Here is a 24,339-nt window from a genome sequence, read left to right as displayed (position 1 = left end):
CCCGCGGAGCGGGTCCCATCGCGCTGCGCGCGATGCAAGCGAACACCCGTGCTGCGCACGGGTGTTGCGCTCCCGCTCCGCGGGAGCGCTGGCTGACCGCTGCGCGGTCAGCTCACCTGCCTTGCTGTGCAAGGCAGGTGATGCTCCGTCCGCTGCGCTCCCGGAGCGGTGGGGGGGGGTGCGCCCCCCCACCGCGGTGGCCTGCGCTGCGCTCCGGTCACCGGGTGGCGCTGCGCGCCACGAAGGCCGGCCCCCGCTGCGCGGGACAGGCCAACGGGCCTACGGCCCGAGCAGCAGCAAGGGATGGGGGGTGGTGCCTCTCCGGCTGGCTCCTGCGGGAGGAGCCAGCCGGGTGCCGGGTCAGCGTCTACGGGACCAAGTGCTCCCGATCCCCGCAACGTGAAGAGCCAGAGCGGTCAGCCCCAGGAGCATGACGTTGACTGACGAGAACGTGTGATTGGTACTGATCTCAGCTGCGTTGATGAGGAACGCGATGAAGAACAGAACCGCCGCGACTATGCCGAGCATGACCGGACTCCTCTCGATGGGAAGTGAAGCCCGTATGCCCGGCCACCGGCCCCCTAGACGTGGACGGCGCCCCTGAAAACCGCATGCCCGCCCGGCAGGGCGGGCATGGCGGCTGGCGGCTCTCAGGCGTGGGCGTGGCGGGTGCCTGCCGCCTTGTGATGGAGGTTTGCGGTCTTGTGGGGGGCCGCGTGGTGTGCGGGCCGGCCTGTCGTGGGGACTGCGAGACGTCGCAGGGTCAGGCCTGCGGTGGCGAGGAGGCCGGTGAAGACCGTGAGGAGGAGGACGGACACCCACATCTGCCGGCTCCCGGGGGCCTGCCAACCGGTCCAGGCTGTGGATGCCGCCCACAGCAGGACACCCACGGCGTAGAAGGAGCGGACGCGGTGCAGCTGCCGCAGGGCCCGCAGGAACTCGATGCGTTCGGTCTTCGGTGCCATGCGGGCCGTGTACCCCCCGCGGACACTGTTCAGCAGACCAGGTTCACTTACTGCCTGGGTCACCTCTATTTTTGCTGCTCAGTGCGTCCTTCGAAGTCGCGGCGCACTGCGGCCCCTTGGTCTTCGACCAGCCCTGCACTGTCGGGCAAGTCCAGGACGGCGCCGCAGTGCTTGCACAATTTCCCGTCCTCGGCGGGCGTGCCGCACGCCTTGCAGAACCGGTTGCCTTGATGGTCTTCGGTCTTCTGTTCCATGGTCTCTCCCGGATGGTGGACAGTGAGGAGTGCGGAGTACCCGTGGCTTTCGTGTCAATTCTCTGGGGTGTCTGCTTCATTTTCTATCTAGGATAGACTCTGGACTCAGATGGCTGCAGCGCTGCGAGGCGTGTAAATCCGTTGGAGAGGGCGTCTGTGTCTCGCGTCGGAGTGTGGTAGCCAGTGTGGCGGTGGGGGCTTGCGTATCAGCCCCCTTAGTGCACGCGGTGGTTGGCTGTGTCGGGGTGTGTGAGAGCTGTTGTCCGGCCCGCCGGAGAGGAATGGAACGGATAGCTGTGAAAGAACTTCGTCCTCATCAGCGTGAAGCCGTGGACGCGGTTCTCCGAGCACTCGAATTGCCCGCAAGATCTACTGTGCCCGAGCGGGGGCTGCGGACTCAGGTGGTCATGGCGACCGGCTCGGGCAAGACGCTCGTCGCCGTGCGCAGTGCGGAGGAGCTGCAGGCAGGTCGAGTACTGGTGCTCGTGCCCTCGCTGGACCTGCTCGCGCAGGCCGAGGCCGCCTGGCGGGAGGGCGGGCGTACGGGGCCGATGATCGGGGTCTCGTCCCTCCGGGGGGCGGAGGCGTCTTTCCCGAACACCACGGACGTGGACGAGCTGGTCGCCTGGGTCCGCCCGTTCGACAAGGTCACCGTGTTCGCCACCTACGCCTCCCTCGGACTCGGCACACTCGAGCGAGCCCATGCTGAAGGTCTGCCGGGATGGGACCTGATCGTCGTGGACGAGGCGCACCGGACTTCCGGGCGGATCGGGAAGCCATGGGCGGTCGTCCACGACAACACCCGCATCCCCGCCCTGCGCCGGCTCTACATGACCGCCACCCCCCGGCTCTGGCAGCTGGACGACGACTCTGAGGCCGCGCCGGGCGTGCCCGGTGAGCTGGTCGCGTCGATGGAAGATGACCCGGACGGCCCCTTCGGGGCGCGGTGCTACACGCTGACGCTGTCGGAGGCCATCGACAGGGGAATCTGCGCGTCGTACCAGGTGGTGTGCCTGGACATCACCGACACCCACCTCCAAGCCGCACAGCTGCTGGGCGCCGAAGCCCGCTCGGACCAGGTGCGCGGTGCGCGGCTCGCCGCCCTCCAGACCGCTCTGCTCAAGGCGTCGTCGGAGCAGGGTTTCCGGCGCACGCTCGTCTTCCACCACCAGGTGAAGGAGGCCGAGGCCTTCGCGGCCGGCCTCACAGACGTCGCTGAGCGGCTGCACGCTGCGGATCCTGGGCTGTATCCGCGCACCGTGTGGGCGGACTGGCTGTGCGGCGAGCACAAGCCGCTCCACCGGCGCCGGGTCCTGGACGAGTTCTCCAGGGGTGTCGCTGCTGACGGCACGGTCGTGGAGAAGACGTTCCTCGGCTCTGTCCGGGTGCTCGGCGAAGGCATCGATACATCCCACTGTGACTCCGTGTATTTCGCGGACGTCCGCGGCTCCATGCCTGATCTCGTCCAGGCCGTCGGCCGCGCGCTCAGGATGCGGCCCGGCCAGGGCAAGGTCGCCTCGTTGGTGGTGCCGGTCCTGCTCGGCCCCGGGGAGACGGTCGACAGCATGCTGACCTCGCGGGCGTTCGGTGGCCTGGCCAAGCTGCTGGAAGCGCTCAGGGCACACGACGCCCGCGTCGTGGAGGCTTTGGCGCAGCCCCAGGCGCCAAGCCGTGTCAGGGGCGTACAGAGCCGCACCGGGCAGGGTGAGGAGGGAGCAGGGAGCGACCGAAGCGACCGACTCTCGGTGCCGGCCCGGGAGCTACTGAAGTTCAGCACGCCTCGTGACCCTGCGCAGCTGGCGGCGTTTATCAACCTGCGGGTGCTCAACCCCGAGCACGAGCACTGGCGGCGCGGCATCGAAGCCGCCACCCTGTACCAACGGCTCCACGGGGACCTGAAGGTCCCGTTCACGTACCGCGTGCCCGCCAAAGACGAGCAGGAGGCGGAAGCCGAGGGGTGGCCGGCCGCGCTCGCAGGGTTCCCGCTGGGGCAATGGATCGCCGACGCTCGCCGGTTCTACGCCCGCGGGGACATGGACGCCGACCGCGCCGCGCAGCTGGAGAAACTGGGCATGGTCTGGTCGCACTACGACGTCGCATGGGAAGAAGGCCTCGCCGCAGCCCGCGGCTGGGCCGCCGAAAACGGACACCTCCTGGCCCCGACAGACGCCACCTACAAGGGATACCGGGTAGGGCTGTTTCTGAAGAACGCGCGGGCGGCCGCCCGGCGAGCGGCAGTGAACGAGCAGCGGCGAGCCGAAGGTCTGCCGGTGGGCTCGGCGGCCGGCGCGCTGTCACAGGAGCGGCGCGAGCAACTGGACGACATCGACCCGGCCTGGTGCCCCGCCTGGCCCGTCGACTGGCAACGCTGCCTCCACCTGACCCGACAGCACCTGCAGGCCGGTGGCAAGCTGCCCACGTCGCCGGGCGAAATCGTGCACCAGGGCGAGGATCTGGGACGGTGGGTACGGGCGCAGCGGCTCGGCTGGGACAAACTCACCACCGTGCAGCAGTGGATGCTGGAGCACGTCCTCGGCATCACGCCCGCCACCGATGACGAGAAACCGGCGCCGCGGCGCAGCCAAGCCGACAAATGGGCGCTGAACTACACGGCCGCCAAGCAGTACTACGAACGCGAAGGGCACCTGCGGGTCCCCAGGCAGCACATCGAGCGGATCGCCGGCGAAGACGGGGAGGACCTTGCCATCCGGCTTGGGGCATTTATCGGCAACCAGCGGAGCAGGGCCGCCACGCTGTCGCCAGAGCGGGTAGAGCACCTCTCCGCCATCGGCATGCGCTGGGCATAACCCAGACGTATGCGTACCTGTGCGCCCCGCGAAGCGTACGTATCGCGTACAGCATGCGGGCAAGGCCGCCGCATGCGGCGGGCCGCTACGCCTGGGCGGTCGGTTTCTGGTGGCGGTCAGGTCCAGCGCGTGCCGACGGACAGTTGCTGTCCAGGAGCCTGGGAGCCTGGCCATCGGCCAGCCGGAGCATCACGTGCAATCGCATCGCCGCGGCTCCGTAGCCAGCCGCTTGCCCTTGCGGGCCGAGAACGGCTTCAGGGGTGGGCACCGCTCAAAGGCCACTCGCTGTATTGACCCGCAGGATCGTTGACGCGGCTGATGGGTGGTTGGCCGTCGAGTGCGGTGTGGCACCGGTGGTAGTTGTAGGTGTGGAGGAAGTCCGTCAGGGCTTCGGTGCGTTCGGCGTTGCTGGAGTACGGGCGCACGTATGCCCATTCGTCGAGCAGGGTGCGATTTAGGCGCTCCACCTTGCCGTTCGTCTGTGGGCGATAGGGGCGCGTGCGCTTATGGACGATGCCGGTGGCGCTGAGAGTCTGGCCGAACAGGCGGGATCTGTAGCAGGAGCCGTTGTCGGTGAGGACGCGCTCGACGGTGATGCCGTGCTCGGCGAAGAAGGTATTCGCGCGCTGCCAGAAGGAGGCCGCAGTCTCTTTGCGTTCGTCGGTCAGAACCTCGCTGTACGCGAGCCGGGAGTGATCGTCGACGGCTGTGTGAACGAAGCTGTAGCCGATCACGGGACTGCCGCCCCTACGCACGTCGGTTGTGGCCTGCCGATTGCCCGCGGCCTGCTGGCGGGGCATGATCCGATGTCCGCCGCCGTCTGGAATGTTGCCGAGCTTCTTGATGTCGACGTGGACCAGTTCGCCGGGATGTGATCGTTCGTAGCGTCGGATGATCTGACCGGTGGGCCGGTCCATCCAGCGCAGCCGGTTCAGGCCGTGGCGGGTCAGGACGCGGTGGACCGTCGAGCTGGGTGTGCCCAGGACCGGGCCGATCCGTGCAGGGCTGAGCTTGCGGTCGCGCCGTAGCTCGCAGATGCGATTCTCGACATCGGCAGGGGTTCGGTGCGGTGTCGTCAGCGGTCGACTGGAACGGTCATACGACCCCGGATCGCCTTCGGCTCGCCAGCGCCGGACCCATTTGTGGGCTGTGGTGCGGGAGATGCCCATTTCTTCGGCGACGTGGGCGATGGGTCTGCCAGCGCGGACCCGGTCGACGAGGAGCCGTCTGCCGTGGATGGTCAGCCGGGCATGGGGGTGGGGCACGGGAAACCTCTGAGATGGTGCGGAATCTGATGCGGAGTCTGAGTTTGTGCCCGAGGCCGCCGATCTGGTGATCGACGGCCTCGGGCGACAGAGGGCGAGCCTTTTGTGGGCGGCGAGTCAGGCCGGGGCCGTCTGCGCGCCCCACTGGATCTATTCGGCCCAGGCATGCTCCAGCTGGGTGCGGAAGGTGGCGGGCTCTCGCCCGATCAGCTCGGCCAGCGTCGAGTCGACAGCGGTGAACTCGCCATTCCGTGCCGCGGCGAAGATGCTCAGCATCAGGTCAGCGATCGGGGCCGGGGCGCCGTGCGCCAGGACCTGCTCGCGGAAGGCGTGGTCGGGGACGACGGTGCGGGTGAAGGGCCGTCCGGTGGTCTGGGACGCGATCTCAGCGACGGTGTCGAAGTCGAGCGCCGCCGGGCCGGTGAGCGGCGGGGTGGGCCCCTCGAAGCGGGCCTCCTCGGCGAGGATCACCGCGGTGCCCTCGGCGAGGTCGTCGTGGCCGGTCCAGGCGACGGGGCCGTCGGCGGGGAGGGCGATGTCGCCGGTGTGGCGGGCGGACTCCAGGAACTGCAGGGCGCTGGAGGCGTAGAAGCCGTTGCGCAGCGCGGTCCAGGGCAGGCCTGTGGCACGCAGCAGGTCCTCGGTCTGGGCGTGGTCGCGGCACGCCTGGAACCGGGAGTCGTGGGCGGCGCCCATCTGGCTGGTGTAGAGGATGCGGCCGACGCCGGCCTTCACGGCGGCGTCGATGGCGGTGCGGTGGCCGCTGACGCACTCCTCGCCCGTGCGGTCGAGGGAGACGAGGAGCAGTTGCTCGGCGCCCTCGAAGGAGTGCACGAGCGAGGCGGGGTCGTCGAAGCTCCCCTGCCGGACGCGTACGCCGCGGTCGGCGAGGTCCTGGGCCTTGCGGGGGTCGCGGACGCTGACGCCGACGCGGTCGGCGGGGACGCGCTCCAGGAGGCGCTCGACGGTGCGGCGGCCGAGCTTTCCGGTGGCTCCGGTCACGATGATCATTGGGTTCTCCCGACACTGTTTCCGGTGGAATCACTTCAACGGTAACACCGGAAATTCCGGTGGAACCAAATCCTCGGTATCATCGGTTCATGGCTACGCGCGACTCCACCGACAGCCCTCGGCGCCGCATCGTCGAAGCGGCCGTCGAGCTGCTGGAGAACGGCGGCCCTGACGCGGTGAGCACCCGCGCGGTCGCCGCCGCGGCCGGCATGCAGCCGCCGGCGATCTACCGCCTCTTCGGCGACAAGGAGGGGCTCCTTGAGGCCGTCGCCGAGCACGGCTACGCGCAGTTCCTGGAGAGAAAGCGCGCGCAGCTCGACCCCGCTCCGCAAGACCCGGTGGAGGAGCTGCGCCGCGGCTGGGACATCGTGGTCGAGTTCGGGGTCTGCCGCCCCGAGTTGTTCGCGGTGATGAACCGAGCCACCGGCCGGGGATCGGACGCAGCACACCGCGCGGGCCTGGAGATCCTCCATGGGCGGGTGCGTCGGCTGGCGGCCGGGGGGTGGCTGCGGGTCGACGAGGAGCTGGCCGCCCAGATCATCCAGGCCACCGGCCAGGGCGCGGTCACCACCTGGCACTCCACCCCCGCGGACCGCCGCAATCCGGCGCTGTTGACCGTCATGCGCGAGTCCATGATCGCGGCCGTCACCCGCGCCGAGCCGGCGGTCCCCACCGCGGAGTCCGGTCCCGCCGCAGCGGCCCGCGCGCTGCGCGCCGCCCTCCCCGACGACGCCGATGTCCTGAGCGACGCCGAGCAGCGCCTGCTGCGTGAGTGGCTCACGCGCCTGGCGGCGGACGGTGGCGCGCCGCATGCCTGATCGCGCTCAGGCGCCCTGCAGGTTGAACCTTCCAAGGAGGAATCCTGCGAGTGGGCGACCACACGGCTCCGGCTGGCTCCCCCGTACCCATCACGCGCCTCCAGCCTTGATCACGTCTTCGCCGCCCACTGTTAACAACGCTCGTGGTCAATACAACTAGTCGGCTCTGGAGCGTACATTTAGCGAACGGAGTGCGTACGAAGCACCGCAGCTAGGCCAGCGAGCGGGGCCCGGCTTGGTCGTGCTTCGATGGGCGCGCTCCACCGGCTGGACGGAGACGGTGAGTTTCCAGCGACCGTTGATGACCCGCACCTCGGCGGACCACGAGCGAGAGCACCGACACTCTGCCGATCGCGGAGGAGTCCCACCGCCCTCGGCATGGCCACGAAACTGCTGAGCAGTTCCTGCTTCACACCCCAGATGCGGTCCGGGGTCCGCAATCCACCGCAGACTTTCCCAGTCGATCACGTCGTCGACGTGCCCCACGATGTACAGCAGCAGCACAAACCGGATGACCTTGAACGCCCGGCCAGAGGCCGGGCACGCCACCACCGCACGACATACCCAGGGGCCCAGCCCATGGCCGCCGACGCGATCTTGTCTGCGTCAGAAGCGCAGCAGCTCGACGCACCCCCGAGTCGGCACGCCATCGCTCGAAGCGCTCCAAAGACGCCAATCCCCAGCGCTGAACTGGTCCAGGAAAGAGGAACAGAGCCATTGCGGCCAAGACCAACCACGGAGTGACCGCGAAGAGGAGACCGTTCAGCGCCTTGGCAGTCTCACGCATCCCGCCGCCAACAGCCCGGGGAACGTGAGGAATCGACGATGGCCCATCGCGGCGGGCGTTGAAACGCGTCGCACCAGTGACGGAAGTGTTGTGGTCTTGCCCGGCACGACGTCCCTCTCCGGCTTCGCCTGGCCGCCCCGGCCCCTGCAGGATCACACGGCCTGGATGGGTGCGGCATCCGGACAAGTCCAGGCCTCCATCCGGCGGGACTTTTCGGCCTCATACCTTGGTGGGACTCGGTACCGAAGGACAGCACCGGGTGCCGGCGACGTCCGTCCTGACGCGCGCCGCCAGCTTGTCGCCGGTGCCCCAAGGGGCTCGTAGCCTGCGTCAGCCGGCGCTGTCCCGCGAATGCAGAAGCTGGCAGGCCGAGGCGGGCGATGCGGGAGAACTGACGCTACGGACTGTGGGGGCGCCAGCCGTGCGGGCTGGTCGCTTGGGGAGGCGGACGTGGGACAGATCGAGCAGGGGCTGGACTCGCGTTGCGCACCAGGCCCATTCCCTCAAGTACTCAGGCCCGCCTACGTTTTCTGCTGGCGAAGAACCGGGGTTCCACCCGGAAGGTGGCCACGATGCTGGGGGTCTCGCAGCGCACTGTGCAGCGGTGGGTGTCAAGGAGAGCCGAGGCACGTCGTCCGCCGGGTCCGATGCAGGTCCGGGCGATCGAGGAAGCGACTCTGGCTCGGTGGCAGCCCCGGGTACGGGCCCGTCGGCGTGCCCAGGCTGAGGCGGAGGGCTTCGGGCGCGATTTGGGTTCGCGGCTGCTGCGGGGTCCTCGGACGATCCGAGGGTGCGGTGGATCAGCCAGGACCTGCCAGGAGAGGTAGCCCGGGAGCTGTTCGCCGCCCGGGATGCCGGCGCAGGCGAGCAGCAGCAGACGGTGATACTCGCCCGTGCACTGGGACGCGCCTACTTTCGCGAGTGGGGCCACCGGGCCCACGGCCTGCACGTGACGTTCAGCGACGTCGAGTTCGCCGACTTCTCGATCGGCTGAGCCTGGCCCATCGAGCGAGCACTGCAGGGTGGTCAGCGTCGCGACGGCGTGGCTCGGTCGGCCGGAATCGCTTCGTACCTCTCGGCTTCCTGCCGCTCGCGCCAGTCCCACTCCACACGCCCGGCCGGGCCTTTGCGGCGGGCTGTGGGCGGCTGGGGCGGGCGCAGTCTGGCCGTCTCCGCCATGCGCAGCAGGTGTCCGCGGTCACCTGGCGCGGCGAGCAGCTCCTGGTCCTCGCCGGAGAGGAGCCGGGTGAAGCAGGCCACGGCCCGCAGGAAGATGCCCGCCCAGGGCGGTACGGGGTAGGCGGCGCAGCCGTCGGTGTAGCGGGCGCGGTCGTGCAGGGCGAGCGTGGCCGCAGCATTGTCGTAGTCGCGGAGGCGGGCGGTGGCGAGTTGCTGGAGGGAGGCGCCGGTGAACAGCGCGGCGGCGACGGCTGCGGCCAGGCGAGGGTGTGCGGTCGCCGCGTGCAGCCGGTGGGCGACTCGCTGGGCGGTGCGCGCGGTGAGAGGCACGGGCGGTGGGCGGTGCCGCCAGGCGATCGGCGGCGGCGTGCACGGGTCGGGACAGGGGCGGGGGCTGTCGTAGGAGACGAGGCGGTCCAGTGCGGGCAGGGTGAGCCACCGGCTGGCCGGCCCGGCGGGCTCGGCTGCCGGCCGGGGTTCGGCGACAGGCGTGCCGTAGTAGTGGCGGCGGGCAGCCTTGAAGTCGGCGGTGACGGAGTAGTCGGCCGTGCGCAGGGCCTGGTGCAGAGCGGCGGGAAGGTGAGGGCGGTGGCAGACCAAGGTCAGGTGGAGACCGGTGAGGGCCTGTAGCTGCAGAAGGCGCATCGTGCGGCGGGCAGTGAGGCGCTGAGCGCGCAGCACGGTCAGCCGGGTGACGGGCAGGGCGGTCATCCAGGCCGTGGCGGCTTCCCAGGCCGGCTGACGGCCGCCGGGAAAGCGGCCCGGGAGCAGGGGCGGTTTGCCCAGAGCGACGAGAAGGTCGTGGGCGAGGTCGGCTTCGCTGGTGGTGCCCGGGCCGGGGTGCAGGGTGATCCGGCCGGACGGCGGATGGTGGGCGGCCAGAGCGGTGTGCGTGTGCAGCACGTCGTCATGGCGGTCGATGACCACGGTGACGGGCGGCGGTGGCGCGGCGAGCGGCATGGCGGTGTGGTGGTCAGGCGAGGCGGCTGAAGGCCCAGCGCAGCAGCTCCTGGTCGACGCGGGCACGTCCCGTACGGGCCAGGGCTGTACGGGCGTGGGCGGTCAGCTGGGCCCAGGCGCGGAAGTTGCCGTGCGCGGCGTGGCTCTCGGCGAAGGCGATGTCCTTGAGGTCGGCGTCGGCCCAGACCGGGTGGAACAGCGGGATCACCTCGAGGACCTCGTCGGGTGTGAGGCGGGTGAACTGCTGCCAGATGAAGACACAGGAGGACAGCATCGGTTCGCGGCGCAGCACGGTGTGGCAGCCCGCGCCACCGACGAAAATGATGGCGAGCTGGGTGGAGAGCTCGTCCCAGAGGTAGCGGAAGTATTCGAACGCCTCCCCGCCCGGCCACTGGGCCTCGTCGACGAGGAAGGTGCGGGGGCGTTCGGCCAGGGCAGTCTTCAGCAGGCGGTCGAACTCGCTGGGATGGCGCGGTGGCTCGCCGGCCAGATCGAGCGCGGTGAACAGCTCGTAGCGCACCGCACGGGCCGTGGGCCGGGCCCGGAAGGTGATCTTTCGGATGTCCTCGCCGGGTTCGAGTGCGTGCAGGCAGGTGTTGACGGCGAGGGTCTTGCCGAAGCCGGCGCCGCCGTGGATGCACATCATCGCGCGGGCGGCGACGGTGTCGCTGATGTTCTCCCGGGCAGTGAGCAGGGCGCGGGTGGTGACGACGGAGGCGTCGGGCAGGTCGACGTACTGGTAGGTGGCCGCGGTCACGAGGCGTCTCCGTCTTGATCGGTGGTGGGAGGTGCGGCCCGCCCGTCGCGGCCGTCCGGGGCGGAAGCGCCGTCACGGCCGTACGGGTACCGGACGGGCGGGCCTGGCGTGGTCAGCGCGGCCAGGGAAGCCGGGGTGCGCCAGTCGGTCGGGGGCGCGGCGGGCGGGATGAGGTCCGGCAGCACGAGCTGCGCGAGGTCGGTGTCGGCGGTCCGGGCGAGTTCGGCCTCGGCCTGCACGACTCGTCAGCGCGCCGAGCCGCTAGGTGCCTTGGGCTGGTTCACGGCGGCGTAGCGCTCGCGCTGCGAGGCCTGAAGGTCCTTCTTCAGGCGGCGTGTGCGAGCGGCCCTTGCCCGCCGTACGGCGCTGATCTGTTCGTCGGTGGCCTGGTCGGCCAGGTCCGCGGGGCCCAGGTAGCGGCCGGTGGCGGCGTGGTAGACCTCGATGCGGTGGTCGTGGTGGGGCATGAAGCGGATACGGACCTGGATCCCGGCCTGGCCGGTCACCCACGGCCCCACGTAATCGCGTTTTCTGAAGCGGATGCCGCGGGTGGTCAGCGTGCGAGTGCCGGCGTCCTCCAAATCCACAGATCTGCCGCGGGCACGTCCCGCAGGGGGGTGGGATCGTCCTGCCACGCCTGAAGCGGAGTTCTGCCCCGCAACGGCGCCGGGTGGTGCTCGGTGTTCCACCAGAGTGTCCAGGCCAGAAGCTGGGTGGTGAAGTCCTGAAAGCTCAGCAGGACTTCGTCCTTTGGACGGGAGAAGCGTTCGCCGGGGCGCGGCTGGCGGGCGTAGCCGGGCAGCGCGGCCAGGAACATGCTCTCCACCGCCCGGTTCAGGCCCTCCACGGTGCCCTTGAGGTGGGGGGTGTAGGCGGGCAGGTCCTCCACGGAGACGTCCAGGAGGTCGAAAGCGGCGGTCACCGTCCGGGACAGGAAGTCCTTGCCCCGGTCCACCCGTACCTTCTCGGGCACGCCGCCGAAGGGGCCGTAGGGTTCCTCGCGCAGGACCGCGGAGCGTAAGCCGGCCAGCACCGATTCCCGCGACGGATGCCCGGGCGTGACCGCGATGCCGGTGATCGCGTTGGTGGCGCAGTCGGTGAACCAGGTGATCCACGGCCTGCGGGCCTTGCCGTCGACCTCGACCAGCACCGGAACCTGCAGGTGGTCGGTCTCCCATACCTGGTTGCGCCAGGGACGCGGCCGGGCCAGGAACACATCGTGCTTGCGCGCCGCCCGCTCCCCTCCAGCAAGTCCGGCCCGCTCCCCCGGGCTCAGATCACGGCGGATCGCCCGGTGCAGCGTCGTCAGCGACGGTGCGTTGGCAGGCGGAGACTGCCTGGCAGCACGCAGGACCAGTTCGCGGTGGACCGCCCGCACGTTCCCCTTCCACAGCGCCAACAGTCCACGGACCTCGGGCGTGACCGTGAACCTTGCATCGACCCGGGAGCGTGCGCCGGGGTTGGCGGCCGCGGTCTCGTCGCTCTGAGCTGTCGCCAGCCAGCGCCACACCGTGCGCTCCGACACCCCCAGCGCGTCCGCGGCCACCCGCACATGGCCTGCTGTCAGCTTCTTGCCTGCCCGCAGTGCGAGCAGCCGCCGCATGGCCGGACCACGCAGCGCCGTCCTGGACGCCGCAGGCAATCCGCCGCCTGCGCGGACCGCGTCACCGTCCTTCATGTCAGCTCCCCTCACGCGGATGGGACGTCATGTGCTTGCCGATGGCCGGGAGCATGCGATCGCCCTCCCGTCTCGTGCAGGAGCGCTCCGTTCACAGTGGCGGCGCGACCCGCTTGCACAGCCGCCTCAGCAAAGCCCGGTCGACGACTGCGTCAGCGGTGGTAAGCAGCGCATTCTGCAGGTGCGCAGTCAAAGCGGCCCACGTGCGCAACGTGCCGTGCGCGCACGACCGGTCGATCCACGTCAGGTCCGGGGCCGGTACGGTCCGCCACAGCGGATGGAAGCCGCTCACCACGGCCGCCACTTCCGCTCCGGCCAGGCGCGGAACCTCCTGCCACGCGCCGACGCGCGATGCCAGCTGCGGCAGCCGGGCCAGCGCACGTTCGCTGCCCGCCCCGCACAGCACCAGAGTGATCCGCGTATCGGGGTGGTCCCACAGGCTCTGCAGGTACTCCAGGCACGGCACGGGCAGGCGCTGCGCCTCATCGACCACCACTACCCGCGCCTCGCTCAAGGCCCCCGTGACCGCGGCGTCGGCCAGCGCCGACGTGTGCGGGAAACGACTAGGCAGCGCCAGCGCGTCGAACACCGCACGCCTCATGCCGGCCACCGACGGGCGCACCGGCACCGGCACCCACGTCACCTTCCAGCCCGCAGGCACTTCGTGCAGCGCCATCCGCACGGCGACGGTCTTGCCCCGGCCCGGGTCGCCGAACACACACACCGCGCCCTGGGTCGCCATCGCCTGACCTACCGCCTCGGCCACCGCCCGCACCGACGACGTCCGCACCAGCTGCGCTCCCGCCGGCAACGCCACACCCGCCGATGCACCGCTCTCCCACACCGGGAAGTCCGGGTCGCCTCTGGGAGAAGACGCTGTGGCTGTGGCTGTGGCTGTGGCTGTGGCGCAGACGACTTCGCCGCGCCTTGCTCACACAACCCGGCCAGGGCGAGGTCAGCCAGGGCGTGCCGCGTTTGCTGCTCATCCCGCTCGCGCCGCACCACCGCGCGGTCCGGCAGGACCCTGCCGGCCTGAAGGTCCCGGCGCACCACCCGGTGCAACGACGCCAGCGAGGGCACCTGGCCCCCGGCCTCCTTCATATACCGGTGCAGCGCCGCCACGTTCCCGCCCGCCTGCGCCAGCACCTCCCACGCCTGGTCGGACACCTCCAGCCGGGCCCGCGGCCTCGGCTCCATGCGGCCCTCGATCCGCGCTGCCTGAAGCCAGCGCCACACCGTACGCACATTCACCCCGCCGACCTGAGCACCCGCCCGCACATGCGCCGACGTCAACGCCCCGGCCGCATCAAGCTCCAGCAGCCGCGCCACCAGCACCGGCCTGGACACACTCAGCCCCGCCGCGACCTCACCCCACGCGCCCGGCTCCCCCACCCCACACCCTTCCGCCCGCGGACACCCCACACCCTTCCGCCCGCGGACACCCCACACCGACCACCGTGCAGCCGCGCAGTCCTCGGAAGGATCAGAAGTGCCGTTCTCAAGACAGTGGAGCGAAGCGGGGTGTACCGCCCCATGACAGCCACACCCACCACACGCACCGCCCCACGACAGTGACCCCACCCGACCTCAACACCCCACCAGCGAAAACACCCGGTCCTGACGTGCCGTCACTGACACCCACCCACCGACACCAAACCGGCACATCGCAGCGCGCGGCGCAGCTGACGGAGATCGACCCGGACTGAAACTGCCCATGACCGCTAGATCGGCAGCGGCACCACCGCGTCCCCGCAGACTTGGTCGACACCGACGGCCAGCTGCCCGACATCGCACCCGGCGTGCTCATGGACGGCGATGACATCGGCAAGTGGCTCCAGCAGCAGAAGCAGCCGGCCACCTGGGCGCGGCTACTGCCCGAACAGCAGGAACGGCTGTCCATGCTGGGCATCAAGCCGCTGGTGGAGCCGTCTGCCGCCCCGGCGGCCAGGCGCACGACGAAGGGCCCGAGCAAAGCGCCACAGGCGTTCCAGCGAGGTCTGGCGGCCCTCGCGCAGTGGCCCTGGTCCCGGCCGGGCAGCCGGCCTACATGCACTCGGCTGGCCCTGGCCGGGCAGCCGGCCTACGTGTACTCGGCTGGCCCTGGCCGGGCAGCCTACGCGTACTCGGCTGGCCCTGCGCTGAGCATCGAGAGCATCCAGATCGACGACACCAGCCACACCGTCGACCCCCACCAGTTCTGTGCGCAGCCCTACGGAACGGTCACCGTGTCCCGCGGCGACAAGACGGTGACCTTCTTCCAGGCGTCACAGGACCGCTACCAGGAGGCGTGCGAGCCCAAGCCGTCCGCTGTAATCAGGGACTCCAGGGACGGGTTCAGTCGAGGGTGACGACCATCTTGCCGAGGGCTTCTCCGGCCTCCATGACCCGGTGGGCCGCCACGATCTCGTCGAACGCGAAGATGCGGGCGGGACGGGCCCGCAGGGCTCCTGCGCTGATCTTGGCGTATATCTCGTCCAACGGGACGTCGGTGAGCGGAAATTCAGGGCTGCCCAGGGCAAAGGCGCTGCCGAAGAAGCTGAGTTGGACTCCGCTGGGGAGATCGGCGATGGGGTCGAAGTCCCCTACCGGTGCGAAACCGCCCAGGAAGCCGAGCTGGCACACCCGGCCGCGAGGCCGGACAAGGGCCAGCGAGTCCCGCAGGACGCTATTGCCGACGATGTCGAACACCGCGTCGACGGCGATGCCGCGGCTGGAGACCTGGGCGGCGAGCGCGCCGTCATCGATGAGCACCTCGTCGGCCCCGAGCTGCTTCAACAGCGGCGCGCGTGCGGGGGTGCGGGTCGTGGCGATCACGGTCGCGCCGTGGTCGACCGCGAGGTTGACGGCGGCCTGACCGAGCGAGGAGGTCGCACCTCGCACCACGACCGTCTCGCCCGGCCGCAGCGCCAGGTTGCCGAACAGGCCGCTCCACGCCGTCGCGTACACCTCGGGAACCGCCGCCAGCCCGGCCCAGTCCAGCGACGAGCGCACGGCCACCACATTGGTCGCCGGCACGGTCACCAGCTCCGCGTAACTCCCGTCGCGGGTGCGTCCCATACCACCGAGAATCGCCACCACCCGGGTGCCGACCGGGAGTCCCCCGGAGGGGGCGGCCTCCACCAGCCCGGCGCACTCGATCCCGGGGACGGCCGCCACCTCTCCCCAGGCTCCGGCGCGCATGTACGCCTCGGCGTGGTTGAGGCCGAACGCCTTGACCCGGATCAGCACCTCGCCCTCGGCGGGCACCGGGTCGGGCAGCTCGGTGCGCATGAGTACCTCCGGGCCGCCGTAGGCGGAAATGACGATGGCCTTCATGTCATGACTCCATTCTTGAGCGTTCATTCAACTATGTGGTCCGAAAAAGGAGCCACCGCATACGGTGGCTCAGGTGTCCCAGCTGTCAGGCCGTCCGGCTGCCGAGTCGTCAGGCGAGAGCGGCGAAGGCGTTGTCCACGATCGCCTTCAGGACCGTCTCGTCAGGATTCGCCTTTCCGACGACCATCAGCCCCTGGCAGGTCGCGACCAGCAGCCTGGCGCTGCCGACGGGGTCCAGCGAGTCGCGCACCTGGCCCCGGCGAGCCGCATTCTCCAGCGCGTGGGTCATGCACCGTTCGAGCCGGGCCAGGTGGCCGCGCACGACGGCCGCCGCCTCGTCGTCCTCGGCGGCCTTTTCGATCGCCGTGTTGACCAGCAGGCAGCCCTGCCTGCCTTCGCGACTGAGCAGGTCGCGCACCAACCCGTCGAAGTAGCCGCGGATCTCGGCCAGCGAGGCACCCGATGCCTCCAACTCGCCCAGCTTCTCGGGCACGACCAGCTTGGAATAACGCTCCAACGACTTCAGGAACAGCGCCTGCTTGCCCCCCGGGAACGCACTGTAGAGACTGCCCGGCTTGACCCCGGTCGCCTTGACCAGGTCCTCGATCGACGTCGCGCGGTAACCGCGCTCCCAGAACCGCAGCATGGCCGCGTTCAGGACGGTGTCGGGCTCGAACTCGCGAGGTCTGGGCATGCGGCAAACATACCTGAACGATCATTCAAGAACAACCGTCCCGCACACTGAAACCCGTCGCCACGTTCTCCGCCGGGCGGGAGTTCGACGACAGGCAGTCCGCCGTGCCCTCCACGAACCGGCGGCCCTCGCCGCCGCCGGCAAGCTGACAGTGCAGATCCGGCGCACCTCCTCCCTCACCGAAGCCGCCCGGCATCGACAACCACCGCAACCGCGGCAAGGTCATCCTCCTGCCCCGACCGCCCTTGCCGGGAACGCCGCCCCAAGCCCGCCACACCGGTGACGGACCACACAGCTCGCCTGCGGCCGACACCCCTCGGCCGCACAAAGTCAGGCGCTGAGGTACCGGTGGCCGCAGGGACTGTCGACGCCAGGTAGAGATGCAGGTGCCGTCCGGACGGCGGCGCAGCACGTCGGACGACACACCGCTCATGTCGAGCACCGTGCCGTCGGGCAACGTCGCCTTGATGCTCCACTCATCCACCCCACGGACCGCGCCGGCGGCCGCAAGGTCCAGCTGCTGCCGGGCGGTCTGCCGGGCGGTGTCGGCGGAAGCCGGCCGTTCACTCATCGACAGCTCCCCCGAGCACCGAACGCGCATGTCCCCACCAAGGCATCGCCGGGTCCCTGCCGGGCCGAGACTGCTTCAACCAAGTCATGTCCCAACGCAAGGGCCCAGGCGCGGGGACGGACACCACCGCTCCGGCCCCGCATCCGACTCAGCCGAGCTGTGCCCACGCCCGGCCGCAGCGCTCGCCTGACCACCCATCCCGTGGCGCCCTCGCACAGCCCCGACATCCTGGGGTGCCGACACACTGCCGGAGTCGCAGGCCAAGCAGACCCGGTACCAGCCACTCCAGGCCTGAGAGGCATACACCGCATCACCCCGGTGCAGCAGACCCAGAGCGGCATAGCGGGGACCCAAGCCCCGTCCACAACCCCACCACGTCGGTGTGATCGGCAAGGCGTCTGATCGATCGGGTCGCCGAAGCTCAGGGCGAGGGCTGGCTCGGCGAGGTCGAGGGCCTGGAGATCAGCCTCGCCGGCGCCGAGGACAAGCCGGCCCAACTCGATGCCGCTCTCAAGCCCACGGTCACCCACCCGGGACTGTCCACATTTGGCCAGATCGCTGGACGTGCAAACGCCCCCTGACAGGTCTCCAGAACCTCGCCGACAGGCCTGCTTTACGGGCCGCACATCTACGACCGTGCGGGTTGGTTGGCGATCAGCAGGGTGACATCGGCAGGTCGGAAGCCCAGGCGGCGGTAGATACGAGCGACATTCTCCTCCGCATAGGCGAGAAAAACTGTTTGCACTCCGTGGTCGCGGGCGTGGGTGGCCAGAGCCGCCGTGACAGCTGCGGCCAGACCCTGGCGGCGAGCGGTGGGGAGGGTGCCCACGCCACCGATCTCGGTGGTGCCGTTGGCCGGGTGGTAGTGGCCGACGGCGAGCGGGGTGCCGTCCGGCGCGAGAGCAGCAATGAGTGTCTTGTGCCCGGCGCGGATAGTCGGGCGGGCGCTCTCGACTGTGCCGTCCGCGGTCACTTCCTCAGCCGCTGCTGACAGTTCCGCACGGCCTGCGGCGCCCCCAGCAGTGCCCTCCGCGGCGAAAGCCAGTCGAGGCAGAGCAAGAACTGCAGGGAGTGCTGGGTCGTCGGCCGTCAGCACTCGGATCGTGACGCCGTCCGGCAGCGGCTGCGCAGGGATCGGAAGGTGTGGGTCGAGGGCCATGAGCGGGCGTTCTGCCACCGGCAGGCCCACGGCCTCGATACGGGCGCGTAGAGCCGGGGCTGCCTCGGCGAGCCACTCGAAGGCTTCCGGCACGCCGAGTTCGCACTGCCGAGCACGCACCCGTGCGATGTCGGCTGTGGTGACGCTCCCGGCACTCTCTGCGGTGGGCTGAGCATGGCTCGGGCCGCCGTAGTAAGGGGTTCCCGGTTCCTTTCGTACGAACAGCCGTAGCGGGCCGAACTCTTCCGCATCGGCGAACAGCAGGGGCACGGTGGCGTAATACTGCTCGATACGAGCACGCAGCGAGTCGCTCATGCGGCGCATCCCACCACGAAGCAGCGGCACACCGCATCCGGAAAACGAACCCGGACGGAACCGCAGTTCGAGGAAAGCAAGTTCTCCGGACCAACAATTTTTGGTCCGAGACCCTGGCCGAGGATCGCTCGCCCCAGTACGTGACCCATGTCACATGTGGTTCCTGTCAGTAATCGGGAGGCTGTCCCGCTCAAGTTACCGGGAGCAAGCCAACCGACAGGAGCGAGACATGAAGCACCGCATCGTCGTCCTCGGCGCCGGCTATGCCGGGTCCTACGTGGCCGGGAGCCTGGCCCGCCGGTTGTCCCCGGCGGACGCGGAGATCACCGTGGTCAACACCGAGCCGGACTTCGTCCAGCGGCTGCGGCTGCACCAGCTCGCGGCCGGCCGGGAGATCGACGCTCCCCAGCTCGCCGACGTCTTCGCCGGCACGGGGGTGCGGTTGCGCCCGGCCCGTGTCACCGCCGTCGACCCCGAGCACCAGGTCGTCGCCGTGGCCGACGCCGACGGCGGGGGCGAACTGCGCTACGACACGCTTGTCTACGCGCTCGGCAGCCACGGTGCCGACCATGGTGTCCCCGGCGCGGCTGAGCACGGTTTCGATGTCGCCAGCCGGCCCTCGGCGTTGCGCCTGCGCGAGCGCCTGGACAGCCTGGACAGCCTGGGCAGGCAGGGCGAAAGCGGGCGTGTGCTGGTCGTCGGCGACGGGTTGACCGGCATCGAGACCGCCACTGAGATCGCCGAAACGCGGCCCGGCCTGTCGGTGGCATTGGCTGCCCGCGGCGAGCTGGGCGCCCCCCTCTCCGTCGGAGCCCGCAACCACCTGCGTCGGGCTTGCGACCGGCTGGGCATCACCGTCCTGGAGCACACCCAGGTCGAAGCCGTCGAGGCGGCGCGGGTGCTGTGTGCCGACGGCACCGCCCTGGTGTCCGACGCAACCGTGTGGACGGCCGGGTTCGCGGTCAGCCGCATCGCCGCCGCCGGCGGGCTGGAGGTCACCGAGGACGGTCGGATCGCCGTCGATCGCACCATGCGGTCCCTCTCGCACCCGAACGTCTACGCCGCCGGCGACAGCGCCTACGCCGTCGGCGACAACGGCCGCCCACTGCCGATGTCCTGCGCTTCGGCCGGCTACACCGGCATGCAGGCCACGGCCGCGATCGTGGGACGCCTGACCGGCCGCAAGATCCCGACCACCAAGCTGGAGTACCTGGGCAACCACATCAGCCTCGGGCGGCGGGACGGGATCCTGCATATGGTCGACGACGAAGGGCAGGCAAAGCCGAAGTACGTGGGCGGCTGGAAGGCCGCGCGGATCAAGGCGGCCATCCTCAGGATGTCGCTGTGGACCACCTCACACCCGACCTTCGGCCTGCCCAGGCGCAAGCACCGCGTGGCCGCCGTGCCGCACGCGTCCGCCGACACGGCGCCTCGCGCAGCCGCCTAGGGTGATCCGCGTGGACAACACCGCGACCGATCGCTTCGACACCAGCCAGTTCGAGGCCGGCCGGAACCGGCTGGCCTCGCTGGCGTACCGGCTGCTCGGCTCCGCCGTCGATGCCGAGGACGCCGTACAAGACGCGTTCCTGCACTGGCAAGCCGCCGACCGGCAGCGGATCAAGGTGCCGGAAGCATGGCTGACCAAGGTCGTCACCAACCTCTGCCTGGACCGGCTCCGCTCGGCGCAGGGCCGCCGCGAACGCACCGCGGGTGCCTGGCTGCCCGAACCGCTCCTCGACGGCGACCCGATGCTCGGCCCGGCCGACACCTTCGAGCAGCGCGAATCGGTCTCCCTCGCCGTACTGACGCTCATGGAACGCCTGTCACCCGTCGAGCGGGCCGTCTACGTCCTGCGCGAAGCCTTCTCCCACAGTCACGCCGAGATCGCCGAAATCCTCGACCTCACCGAGTCCGCGAGCCAGCAGCACCTCCACCGGGCCCGACGCCGCATCACCGGTGCGCGCCGCCGCAGCGAAGAGGAAGTCGATCCGGCATCCGCCCGCAGGATCGTCGAGGAGTTCCTCGCCGCCGCCTCCTCGGGCCGCACCGAACGGCTGGTCGCGCTGCTCACCGACGACGCCACCGCGATCTCCGACGGCGCCGGCCTGACCGAGAAACTGCTGCAGTTCGACACCGCGCAGCGCATCGCCGCCGTCGCACGGGCCGGCTTCCAACCCACCCCCGCGAAACGGCGACTCGCCGGCGGCACACCCGCCGTCCACTACGCGCTCGTCAACGGCGCCCCCGCCATCCTCTTCGTGACCGGCGCCCAGGTCATCGGCGCCGTGACGTTCGACATCGCAGGAGACAAGATCGCAACGGTGCGCGGCATCGCAGCCCCCGCCCGCCTCGTCCGCCTCACCGAAGACTGGAGGCAGCACGAACCGGACACGCCGCTCATCACCCAGTGGTGAGCCCCTCACCGACCGCCGCCCGGCGCAGCCCCCGCCGTCACGGCCAGAAGCTCGTTGAACGGCAGCCACCCCGCCCCGGCGGGTGGGGAGACCAACTCAGCAGGTCCGTCCCACACGTGAGCACGGGGTGGGGATTTTCAGACATCGCCATCAAGCCGGGGCGGGCCGTGCAGGCGGCCCGGTATACATACCCGTCGGCGACCCGGTGTTCCTGCTGGGGCATGTCCGGCGGATCATGAAGCCATAGGGGGTGATCAGATGCCTGGCCTCGGGTGGGAAGACCGGACAGCCGCGCAAGTGGACCCGAACCGTCTGCCGGCCGACTGGGGTGGAAAGTCACACACCCTTCCGGCCGCGGCTTCGACGACGACCCGGGCGCCTACGCCGCCTCCCTGCGCGACCGCCGCGACATCGTCGTCGAGGAAACACCGGGCGTACCGCTGCGGCGCCACGAGCAGCCACCGCACCGCGCAGCGCCACATGCGTCCGGTGCCGCGCCACATGCGTCCGGTGCCGACTATGTGCCGTTCACAACCGAGATCCCGTTCGGGCTGTGGGTTTTCACTCCTGTCCCGAACGATGACGAAGAGCGCTCCGGGCAGACCTGGAGCCGGCGCATACGGTTCCGGGTGCCCGCCTGGTGGGCGCTTGTCCAGTCGGGCGAGCAGCGGCAGCACTGCTCGCCCGACTGGACAAGCCGACGTGGGACGAAGTCCTCACCCTGCGCCGCTCGTACAACAAGGCGTGGCCAACCGATCGCGAAGATCCAGCCTGGTACGAGGCGCAGGACCTCGCCAGGGCGAGCAGCGGCAGTTCACTGCCGGCCCGACACTGTTCCGGGCGTCCTGGACAACCACTCAGGCGAGTCCCCACCTGAAGAAGGCGGCCCCTCACCAACCGAGGACCGTGACCTAGGATCGAGCGCATGGCCTTGATCACGCGTGACGTCGACCGGTTCCAGGCCGCCAGGCCCCGGCTGGAGGCGATCGCCTACCGGCTGCTCGGCTCGGCGAGCGAGGCCGAAGATGCTGTGCAGGAGACGTTCCTACGCTGGCAGGCGGCCGACGTCGAGCGAATCGAGGTGCCCGAGGCCTGGCTGACCAAGGTCCTGACCAACCTCTGCCTCAACCAGCTCGCTTCGGCACGCGCACGGCGCGAGAGGTACGTAGGAAGGTGGCTCCCCGAGCCGCTGCTCGCCGGGGACCCGATGCTCGGGCCAGCCGAGACCGTCGAGCAACGTGAGTCGGTGTCGTACGCCGTCCTCGTCCTGCTGGAGCGCCTGTCGCCCAACGAGCGGGCGGTGTACGTGCTGCGCGAGGCGTTCGACTACCCGCACCGGGAGATCGCCGAGATCCTCGACATCACCGAGGCCGCCAGCCAGCAGATCCACCACCGGGCCAAGAAGCACGTCACGGACGGCAAGGCGCGCACCGAGATCGACGAGGCCGCCGCCCGCAGGATCGTCGAGGAATTCCTGTCCGCCGCGACGAGCGGCCAGACCGAACCTCTCGTGCGGCTGCTCACCCAGGACGCCGTCTCGGTCGGCGACGGCGGCGGTAAGGTCCCGGCCCGCGCAAAGGCGTTCGAGGGCGCGCTCGCGGTCGCCAAGTTCGTGCGCGGCCTGTTCAAGCCCAGCGATGCCAAGCGGGCTCACGTCGGCGGCGCGCCCCAGATCTACGCCACGACGGCCAACGGCGAGCCCGCCATCGTGGCAGTGGTGGACGGCCGGGTCGTCGGTATCACCTGCCTGGAGGTGACCGGGCGGGGAATCGTCGCGCTGCGCAGCCAGGTCAACCCCGACAAGCTCGTCCGTGCGACCGGGCAGTGGGCCGCCGCGGACCACGGGGACGCCTTGTACACCCTCTGATCGGATGTGACGTGCTTCACATTCTGATCCTGTCAGGAAACGCCGGGCTGTCCGGTTCAAGGGGGCGAAACCGCGCAAGACAGCGGCGGAACCCCCGCAGACGGGAGCAACCCCATGCAGCACCGCATCGTCGTCCTCGGAGCCGGCTACACCGGAGCCGTCACCGCCGGCCGCCTCGCCAAGCGGCTGCACCGCAAGGACGTCACGCTCACCCTCGTCAACCCCGAGCCCGACTTCGTCGAGCGCGTCCGGCTGCACCAACTCGCCACCGGCCAGGCCCTCAGGCCCCGGCCGTTCAGGGAGATGTTCGCGGACACGGGCGTGGAGCTGAAGCTCGCGAGGGTCACCGCCGTGGACGTGGACCGCAAGACGGTGACGGTCACCGCCGCCGACGGTGCAGACAGGGAGGAACTGCAGTACGACACCTTGGTCTACGCCCTCGGCAGCGGCTGGAGCGACGGTGGCGTCCCCGGAGCCGCCGAACACGCCCACGAGGTCGCCAGCCGCCCCGGCGCCCTGCGCCTGCGCAACCGCCTGGCCGCCCTGGACCCCGGCCGGCCCGTGGTCGTGGTCGGCGGCGGCCTGACCGGCCTGGAGACCGCTACCGAAATCGCCGAGGCCCGCCCGGACCTCGACGTCGCCCTGGCCGTCTCCAGCGCCCTCGGCGACTGGCTCTCGCACAAGGGCCGAGCCCACCTGCGGAAGGTGGCGATGCGACTCGGCATCACGGTCCACGAACACGCCGCTGTCACCACCGTGGAGGCAGACGCCGTGACGACGGCCGACGGCCGGACAGTCCCCGCCGAGGTCACGGTCTGGACCACCGGCTTCGCCGTCCACCCCATCGCCCAAGCCACCACGCTCCAGCTCACCGACCGCGGCCAGATCGTGGTCGACGCCACGATGCGCTCGCTCTCCCACGAGGACGTGTACGCCGTGGGCGACGCTGCCATGGCGATCGGCCCGGGCGGCAAGCCGCTGCGGATGTCCTGCGCCTCGGGCGTCCCCATGGCCTGGCAGGCCGCCGACGCCATCGCCGCCCGTCTCACCGGCGCCAAAACCCCCCGCGTCTCCATTCGCTACTACCAGCAGTGCATCTCCCTCGGCCGCAAGGAGGGCCTGATCCAGTTCGTCACCGCCGACGACCGAGCCATCGAGCGCGCCCTGACAGGCCGCTGGGCCGCCTTCTACAAGGAAATGATCTGCAAGGGGGCAGCCTGGGGCGTCACCCACCCGACCGCGGGCATGCCGTCGAGGCGCCGGCGGGTCGTACAGCCGCAGCCCCGGATCCACGCTCCGGCGTGACCACACCAACGCCGAATCGTGCGCCTGCATGGTCGCCCTGGCACACCGGATGCACTCCGTCGGCATCGTCCAGCTCGGCGTAGCGGTCCAAGCCGACACGGGAATCGTCGGCCTCCTTGGCGAACGCGTCCTGGACGTGGGGGGGGGGGGGGGGGGGGGGGGGGGGGGGGGGGGGGGGGGGGGGAGGGGGGGGGGGGGAGGAGGGGGGGGGGGGGGGA

At 70.3% G+C, this 24,339-nt stretch carries 19 protein-coding genes and 2 pseudogenes; 9 read left to right on the top strand and 12 right to left on the bottom strand.

Features of this window, described 5'->3' with window-relative positions; genetic code table 11:
- Positions 1-650 precede the first annotated feature (650 nt).
- The gene (locus ACZ404_RS20990; RefSeq protein ID WP_468442002.1) at positions 651-965 is read right to left on the bottom strand and encodes a hypothetical protein; all 315 of its coding nucleotides are present in this window, start codon (positions 963-965) and stop codon (positions 651-653) included.
- A gap of 65 nt (positions 966-1,030) precedes the next feature.
- The gene (locus ACZ404_RS20985) at positions 1,031-1,219 is read right to left on the bottom strand and encodes a hypothetical protein (RefSeq protein ID WP_468442000.1); all 189 of its coding nucleotides are present in this window, start codon (positions 1,217-1,219) and stop codon (positions 1,031-1,033) included.
- A 281-nt stretch (positions 1,220-1,500) separates the two neighbouring features.
- On the opposite strand from ACZ404_RS20985, the gene ACZ404_RS20980 reads away from it, so the two are divergent.
- On the top strand, positions 1,501-4,026 hold the full coding sequence (locus ACZ404_RS20980) for a helicase associated domain-containing protein (RefSeq protein WP_468441998.1): 2,526 nt from the start codon (positions 1,501-1,503) through the stop codon (positions 4,024-4,026).
- Between the two features lie 254 nt (positions 4,027-4,280).
- On the opposite strand, the gene ACZ404_RS20975 is transcribed toward ACZ404_RS20980, so the two are convergent.
- Positions 4,281-5,291, bottom strand: coding sequence for an IS481 family transposase (locus ACZ404_RS20975; RefSeq protein ID WP_468441996.1), 1,011 nt, complete (start codon positions 5,289-5,291; stop codon positions 4,281-4,283).
- 150 nt (positions 5,292-5,441) lie between these two features.
- Positions 5,442-6,302 (bottom strand): SDR family oxidoreductase, encoded by an 861-nt coding sequence (locus ACZ404_RS20970; protein ID WP_468441994.1) that lies wholly within the window; start codon positions 6,300-6,302, stop codon positions 5,442-5,444.
- 89 nt (positions 6,303-6,391) lie between these two features.
- Between ACZ404_RS20970 and ACZ404_RS20965 the strand changes: the two genes are divergently transcribed.
- From ACZ404_RS20965 to ACZ404_RS20955, 3 genes are all read left to right on the top strand, one after another.
- Positions 6,392-7,120: a TetR/AcrR family transcriptional regulator gene (locus ACZ404_RS20965; RefSeq protein ID WP_468441992.1), complete on the top strand. Its 729-nt coding sequence runs from the start codon at positions 6,392-6,394 to the stop codon at positions 7,118-7,120.
- A 1,269-nt stretch (positions 7,121-8,389) separates the two neighbouring features.
- Positions 8,390-8,734, top strand: coding sequence for a helix-turn-helix domain-containing protein (locus ACZ404_RS20960; RefSeq protein ID WP_468441990.1), 345 nt, complete (start codon positions 8,390-8,392; stop codon positions 8,732-8,734).
- Complete coding sequence (locus ACZ404_RS20955) at positions 8,698-8,901, top strand: hypothetical protein (protein WP_468441988.1); 204 nt, start codon at positions 8,698-8,700, stop codon at positions 8,899-8,901. The genes ACZ404_RS20960 and ACZ404_RS20955 overlap by 37 nt, the downstream gene beginning before the upstream one ends.
- Before the next feature lie 32 nt (positions 8,902-8,933).
- Here ACZ404_RS20955 and ACZ404_RS20950 read toward each other — a convergent pair whose 3' ends face one another.
- From ACZ404_RS20950 to ACZ404_RS20935, 4 genes and pseudogenes are all read right to left on the bottom strand, one after another.
- Positions 8,934-10,046, bottom strand: coding sequence for a hypothetical protein (locus ACZ404_RS20950; protein ID WP_468441986.1), 1,113 nt, complete (start codon positions 10,044-10,046; stop codon positions 8,934-8,936).
- A 13-nt stretch (positions 10,047-10,059) separates the two neighbouring features.
- Positions 10,060-10,803: an AAA family ATPase gene (locus ACZ404_RS20945; protein ID WP_468441984.1), complete on the bottom strand. Its 744-nt coding sequence runs from the start codon at positions 10,801-10,803 to the stop codon at positions 10,060-10,062.
- A pseudogene (locus ACZ404_RS20940) lies at positions 10,800-12,406 on the bottom strand (Mu transposase C-terminal domain-containing protein). The gene ACZ404_RS20945 and the pseudogene ACZ404_RS20940 overlap by 4 nt, the downstream one beginning before the upstream one ends.
- 166 nt (positions 12,407-12,572) lie before the next feature.
- Positions 12,573-13,271, bottom strand: a complete 699-nt coding sequence (locus tag ACZ404_RS20935; protein ID WP_468441982.1) for an AAA family ATPase — start codon at positions 13,269-13,271, stop codon at positions 12,573-12,575.
- Between the two features lie 877 nt (positions 13,272-14,148).
- Here ACZ404_RS20935 and ACZ404_RS20930 point away from each other — a divergent pair.
- Positions 14,149-14,526, top strand: a pseudogene (locus tag ACZ404_RS20930) (helicase associated domain-containing protein); the annotation flags it as partial.
- 289 nt (positions 14,527-14,815) lie between these two features.
- Here the strand turns inward: ACZ404_RS20930 and ACZ404_RS20925 are convergent.
- From ACZ404_RS20925 to ACZ404_RS20910, 4 genes are all read right to left on the bottom strand, one after another.
- Complete coding sequence (locus tag ACZ404_RS20925; protein WP_468441980.1) at positions 14,816-15,796, bottom strand: zinc-binding dehydrogenase; 981 nt, start codon at positions 15,794-15,796, stop codon at positions 14,816-14,818.
- Between the two features lie 109 nt (positions 15,797-15,905).
- A complete protein-coding gene (locus ACZ404_RS20920) occupies positions 15,906-16,490 on the bottom strand; it encodes a TetR/AcrR family transcriptional regulator (protein ID WP_468441978.1) in 585 nt (194 codons plus the stop codon).
- A gap of 25 nt (positions 16,491-16,515) precedes the next feature.
- On the bottom strand, positions 16,516-17,061 hold the full coding sequence (locus tag ACZ404_RS20915; RefSeq protein WP_468441976.1) for a hypothetical protein: 546 nt from the start codon (positions 17,059-17,061) through the stop codon (positions 16,516-16,518).
- 628 nt (positions 17,062-17,689) lie between these two features.
- A complete protein-coding gene (locus ACZ404_RS20910) occupies positions 17,690-18,535 on the bottom strand; it encodes a GNAT family N-acetyltransferase (RefSeq protein ID WP_468441974.1) in 846 nt (281 codons plus the stop codon).
- Positions 18,536-18,764: 229 nt separating this feature from the next.
- Here ACZ404_RS20910 and ACZ404_RS20905 point away from each other — a divergent pair, with 229 nt between their 5' ends.
- The 4 genes from ACZ404_RS20905 (at position 18,765) to ACZ404_RS20890 (ending at position 24,121) form a co-directional block, all read left to right on the top strand.
- Entirely contained in the window at positions 18,765-19,982 is a 1,218-nt protein-coding gene (locus tag ACZ404_RS20905; RefSeq protein WP_468441972.1) for an NAD(P)/FAD-dependent oxidoreductase, read from the top strand.
- A 10-nt stretch (positions 19,983-19,992) separates the two neighbouring features.
- Positions 19,993-20,949 carry a sigma-70 family RNA polymerase sigma factor gene (locus ACZ404_RS20900; RefSeq protein WP_468441970.1) on the top strand — a complete coding sequence of 319 codons (957 nt, stop codon included), beginning with the start codon at positions 19,993-19,995 and terminating at the stop codon, positions 20,947-20,949.
- Between the two features lie 925 nt (positions 20,950-21,874).
- Positions 21,875-22,816, top strand: coding sequence for an RNA polymerase sigma-70 factor (locus ACZ404_RS20895; protein WP_468441968.1), 942 nt, complete (start codon positions 21,875-21,877; stop codon positions 22,814-22,816).
- Between the two features lie 114 nt (positions 22,817-22,930).
- A complete protein-coding gene (locus ACZ404_RS20890; protein WP_468441966.1) occupies positions 22,931-24,121 on the top strand; it encodes an NAD(P)/FAD-dependent oxidoreductase in 1,191 nt (396 codons plus the stop codon).
- Positions 24,122-24,339: the final 218 nt, after the last annotated feature.

This window comes from Streptomyces sp. NPDC030798 (assembly GCF_055572275.1).
The sequence above is the reverse complement of the archived record's forward strand: the minus strand, read 5'-3'. Positions and strand labels throughout refer to the sequence as shown.

What these genes read in the sequence shown, in the direction of transcription:
- ACZ404_RS20990 (WP_468442002.1), bottom strand. Translation starts at nt 965, where the DNA reads ATGGCACCGAAGACCGAACGCATCGAGTTCCTGCGGGCCCTGCGGCAG.
- ACZ404_RS20985 (WP_468442000.1), bottom strand. Translation starts at nt 1,219, where the DNA reads ATGGAACAGAAGACCGAAGACCATCAAGGCAACCGGTTCTGCAAGGCG.
- ACZ404_RS20980 (WP_468441998.1), top strand. Translation starts at nt 1,501, where the DNA reads ATGGAACGGATAGCTGTGAAAGAACTTCGTCCTCATCAGCGTGAAGCC.
- ACZ404_RS20970 (WP_468441994.1), bottom strand. Translation starts at nt 6,302, where the DNA reads ATGATCATCGTGACCGGAGCCACCGGAAAGCTCGGCCGCCGCACCGTC.
- ACZ404_RS20965 (WP_468441992.1), top strand. Translation starts at nt 6,392, where the DNA reads ATGGCTACGCGCGACTCCACCGACAGCCCTCGGCGCCGCATCGTCGAA.
- ACZ404_RS20950 (WP_468441986.1), bottom strand. Translation starts at nt 10,046, where the DNA reads ATGCCGCTCGCCGCGCCACCGCCGCCCGTCACCGTGGTCATCGACCGC.
- ACZ404_RS20925 (WP_468441980.1), bottom strand. Translation starts at nt 15,796, where the DNA reads ATGAAGGCCATCGTCATTTCCGCCTACGGCGGCCCGGAGGTACTCATG.
- ACZ404_RS20920 (WP_468441978.1), bottom strand. Translation starts at nt 16,490, where the DNA reads ATGCCCAGACCTCGCGAGTTCGAGCCCGACACCGTCCTGAACGCGGCC.
- ACZ404_RS20915 (WP_468441976.1), bottom strand. Translation starts at nt 17,061, where the DNA reads ATGAGTGAACGGCCGGCTTCCGCCGACACCGCCCGGCAGACCGCCCGG.
- ACZ404_RS20910 (WP_468441974.1), bottom strand. Translation starts at nt 18,535, where the DNA reads ATGAGCGACTCGCTGCGTGCTCGTATCGAGCAGTATTACGCCACCGTG.
- ACZ404_RS20905 (WP_468441972.1), top strand. Translation starts at nt 18,765, where the DNA reads ATGAAGCACCGCATCGTCGTCCTCGGCGCCGGCTATGCCGGGTCCTAC.
- ACZ404_RS20895 (WP_468441968.1), top strand. Translation starts at nt 21,875, where the DNA reads ATGGCCTTGATCACGCGTGACGTCGACCGGTTCCAGGCCGCCAGGCCC.
- ACZ404_RS20890 (WP_468441966.1), top strand. Translation starts at nt 22,931, where the DNA reads ATGCAGCACCGCATCGTCGTCCTCGGAGCCGGCTACACCGGAGCCGTC.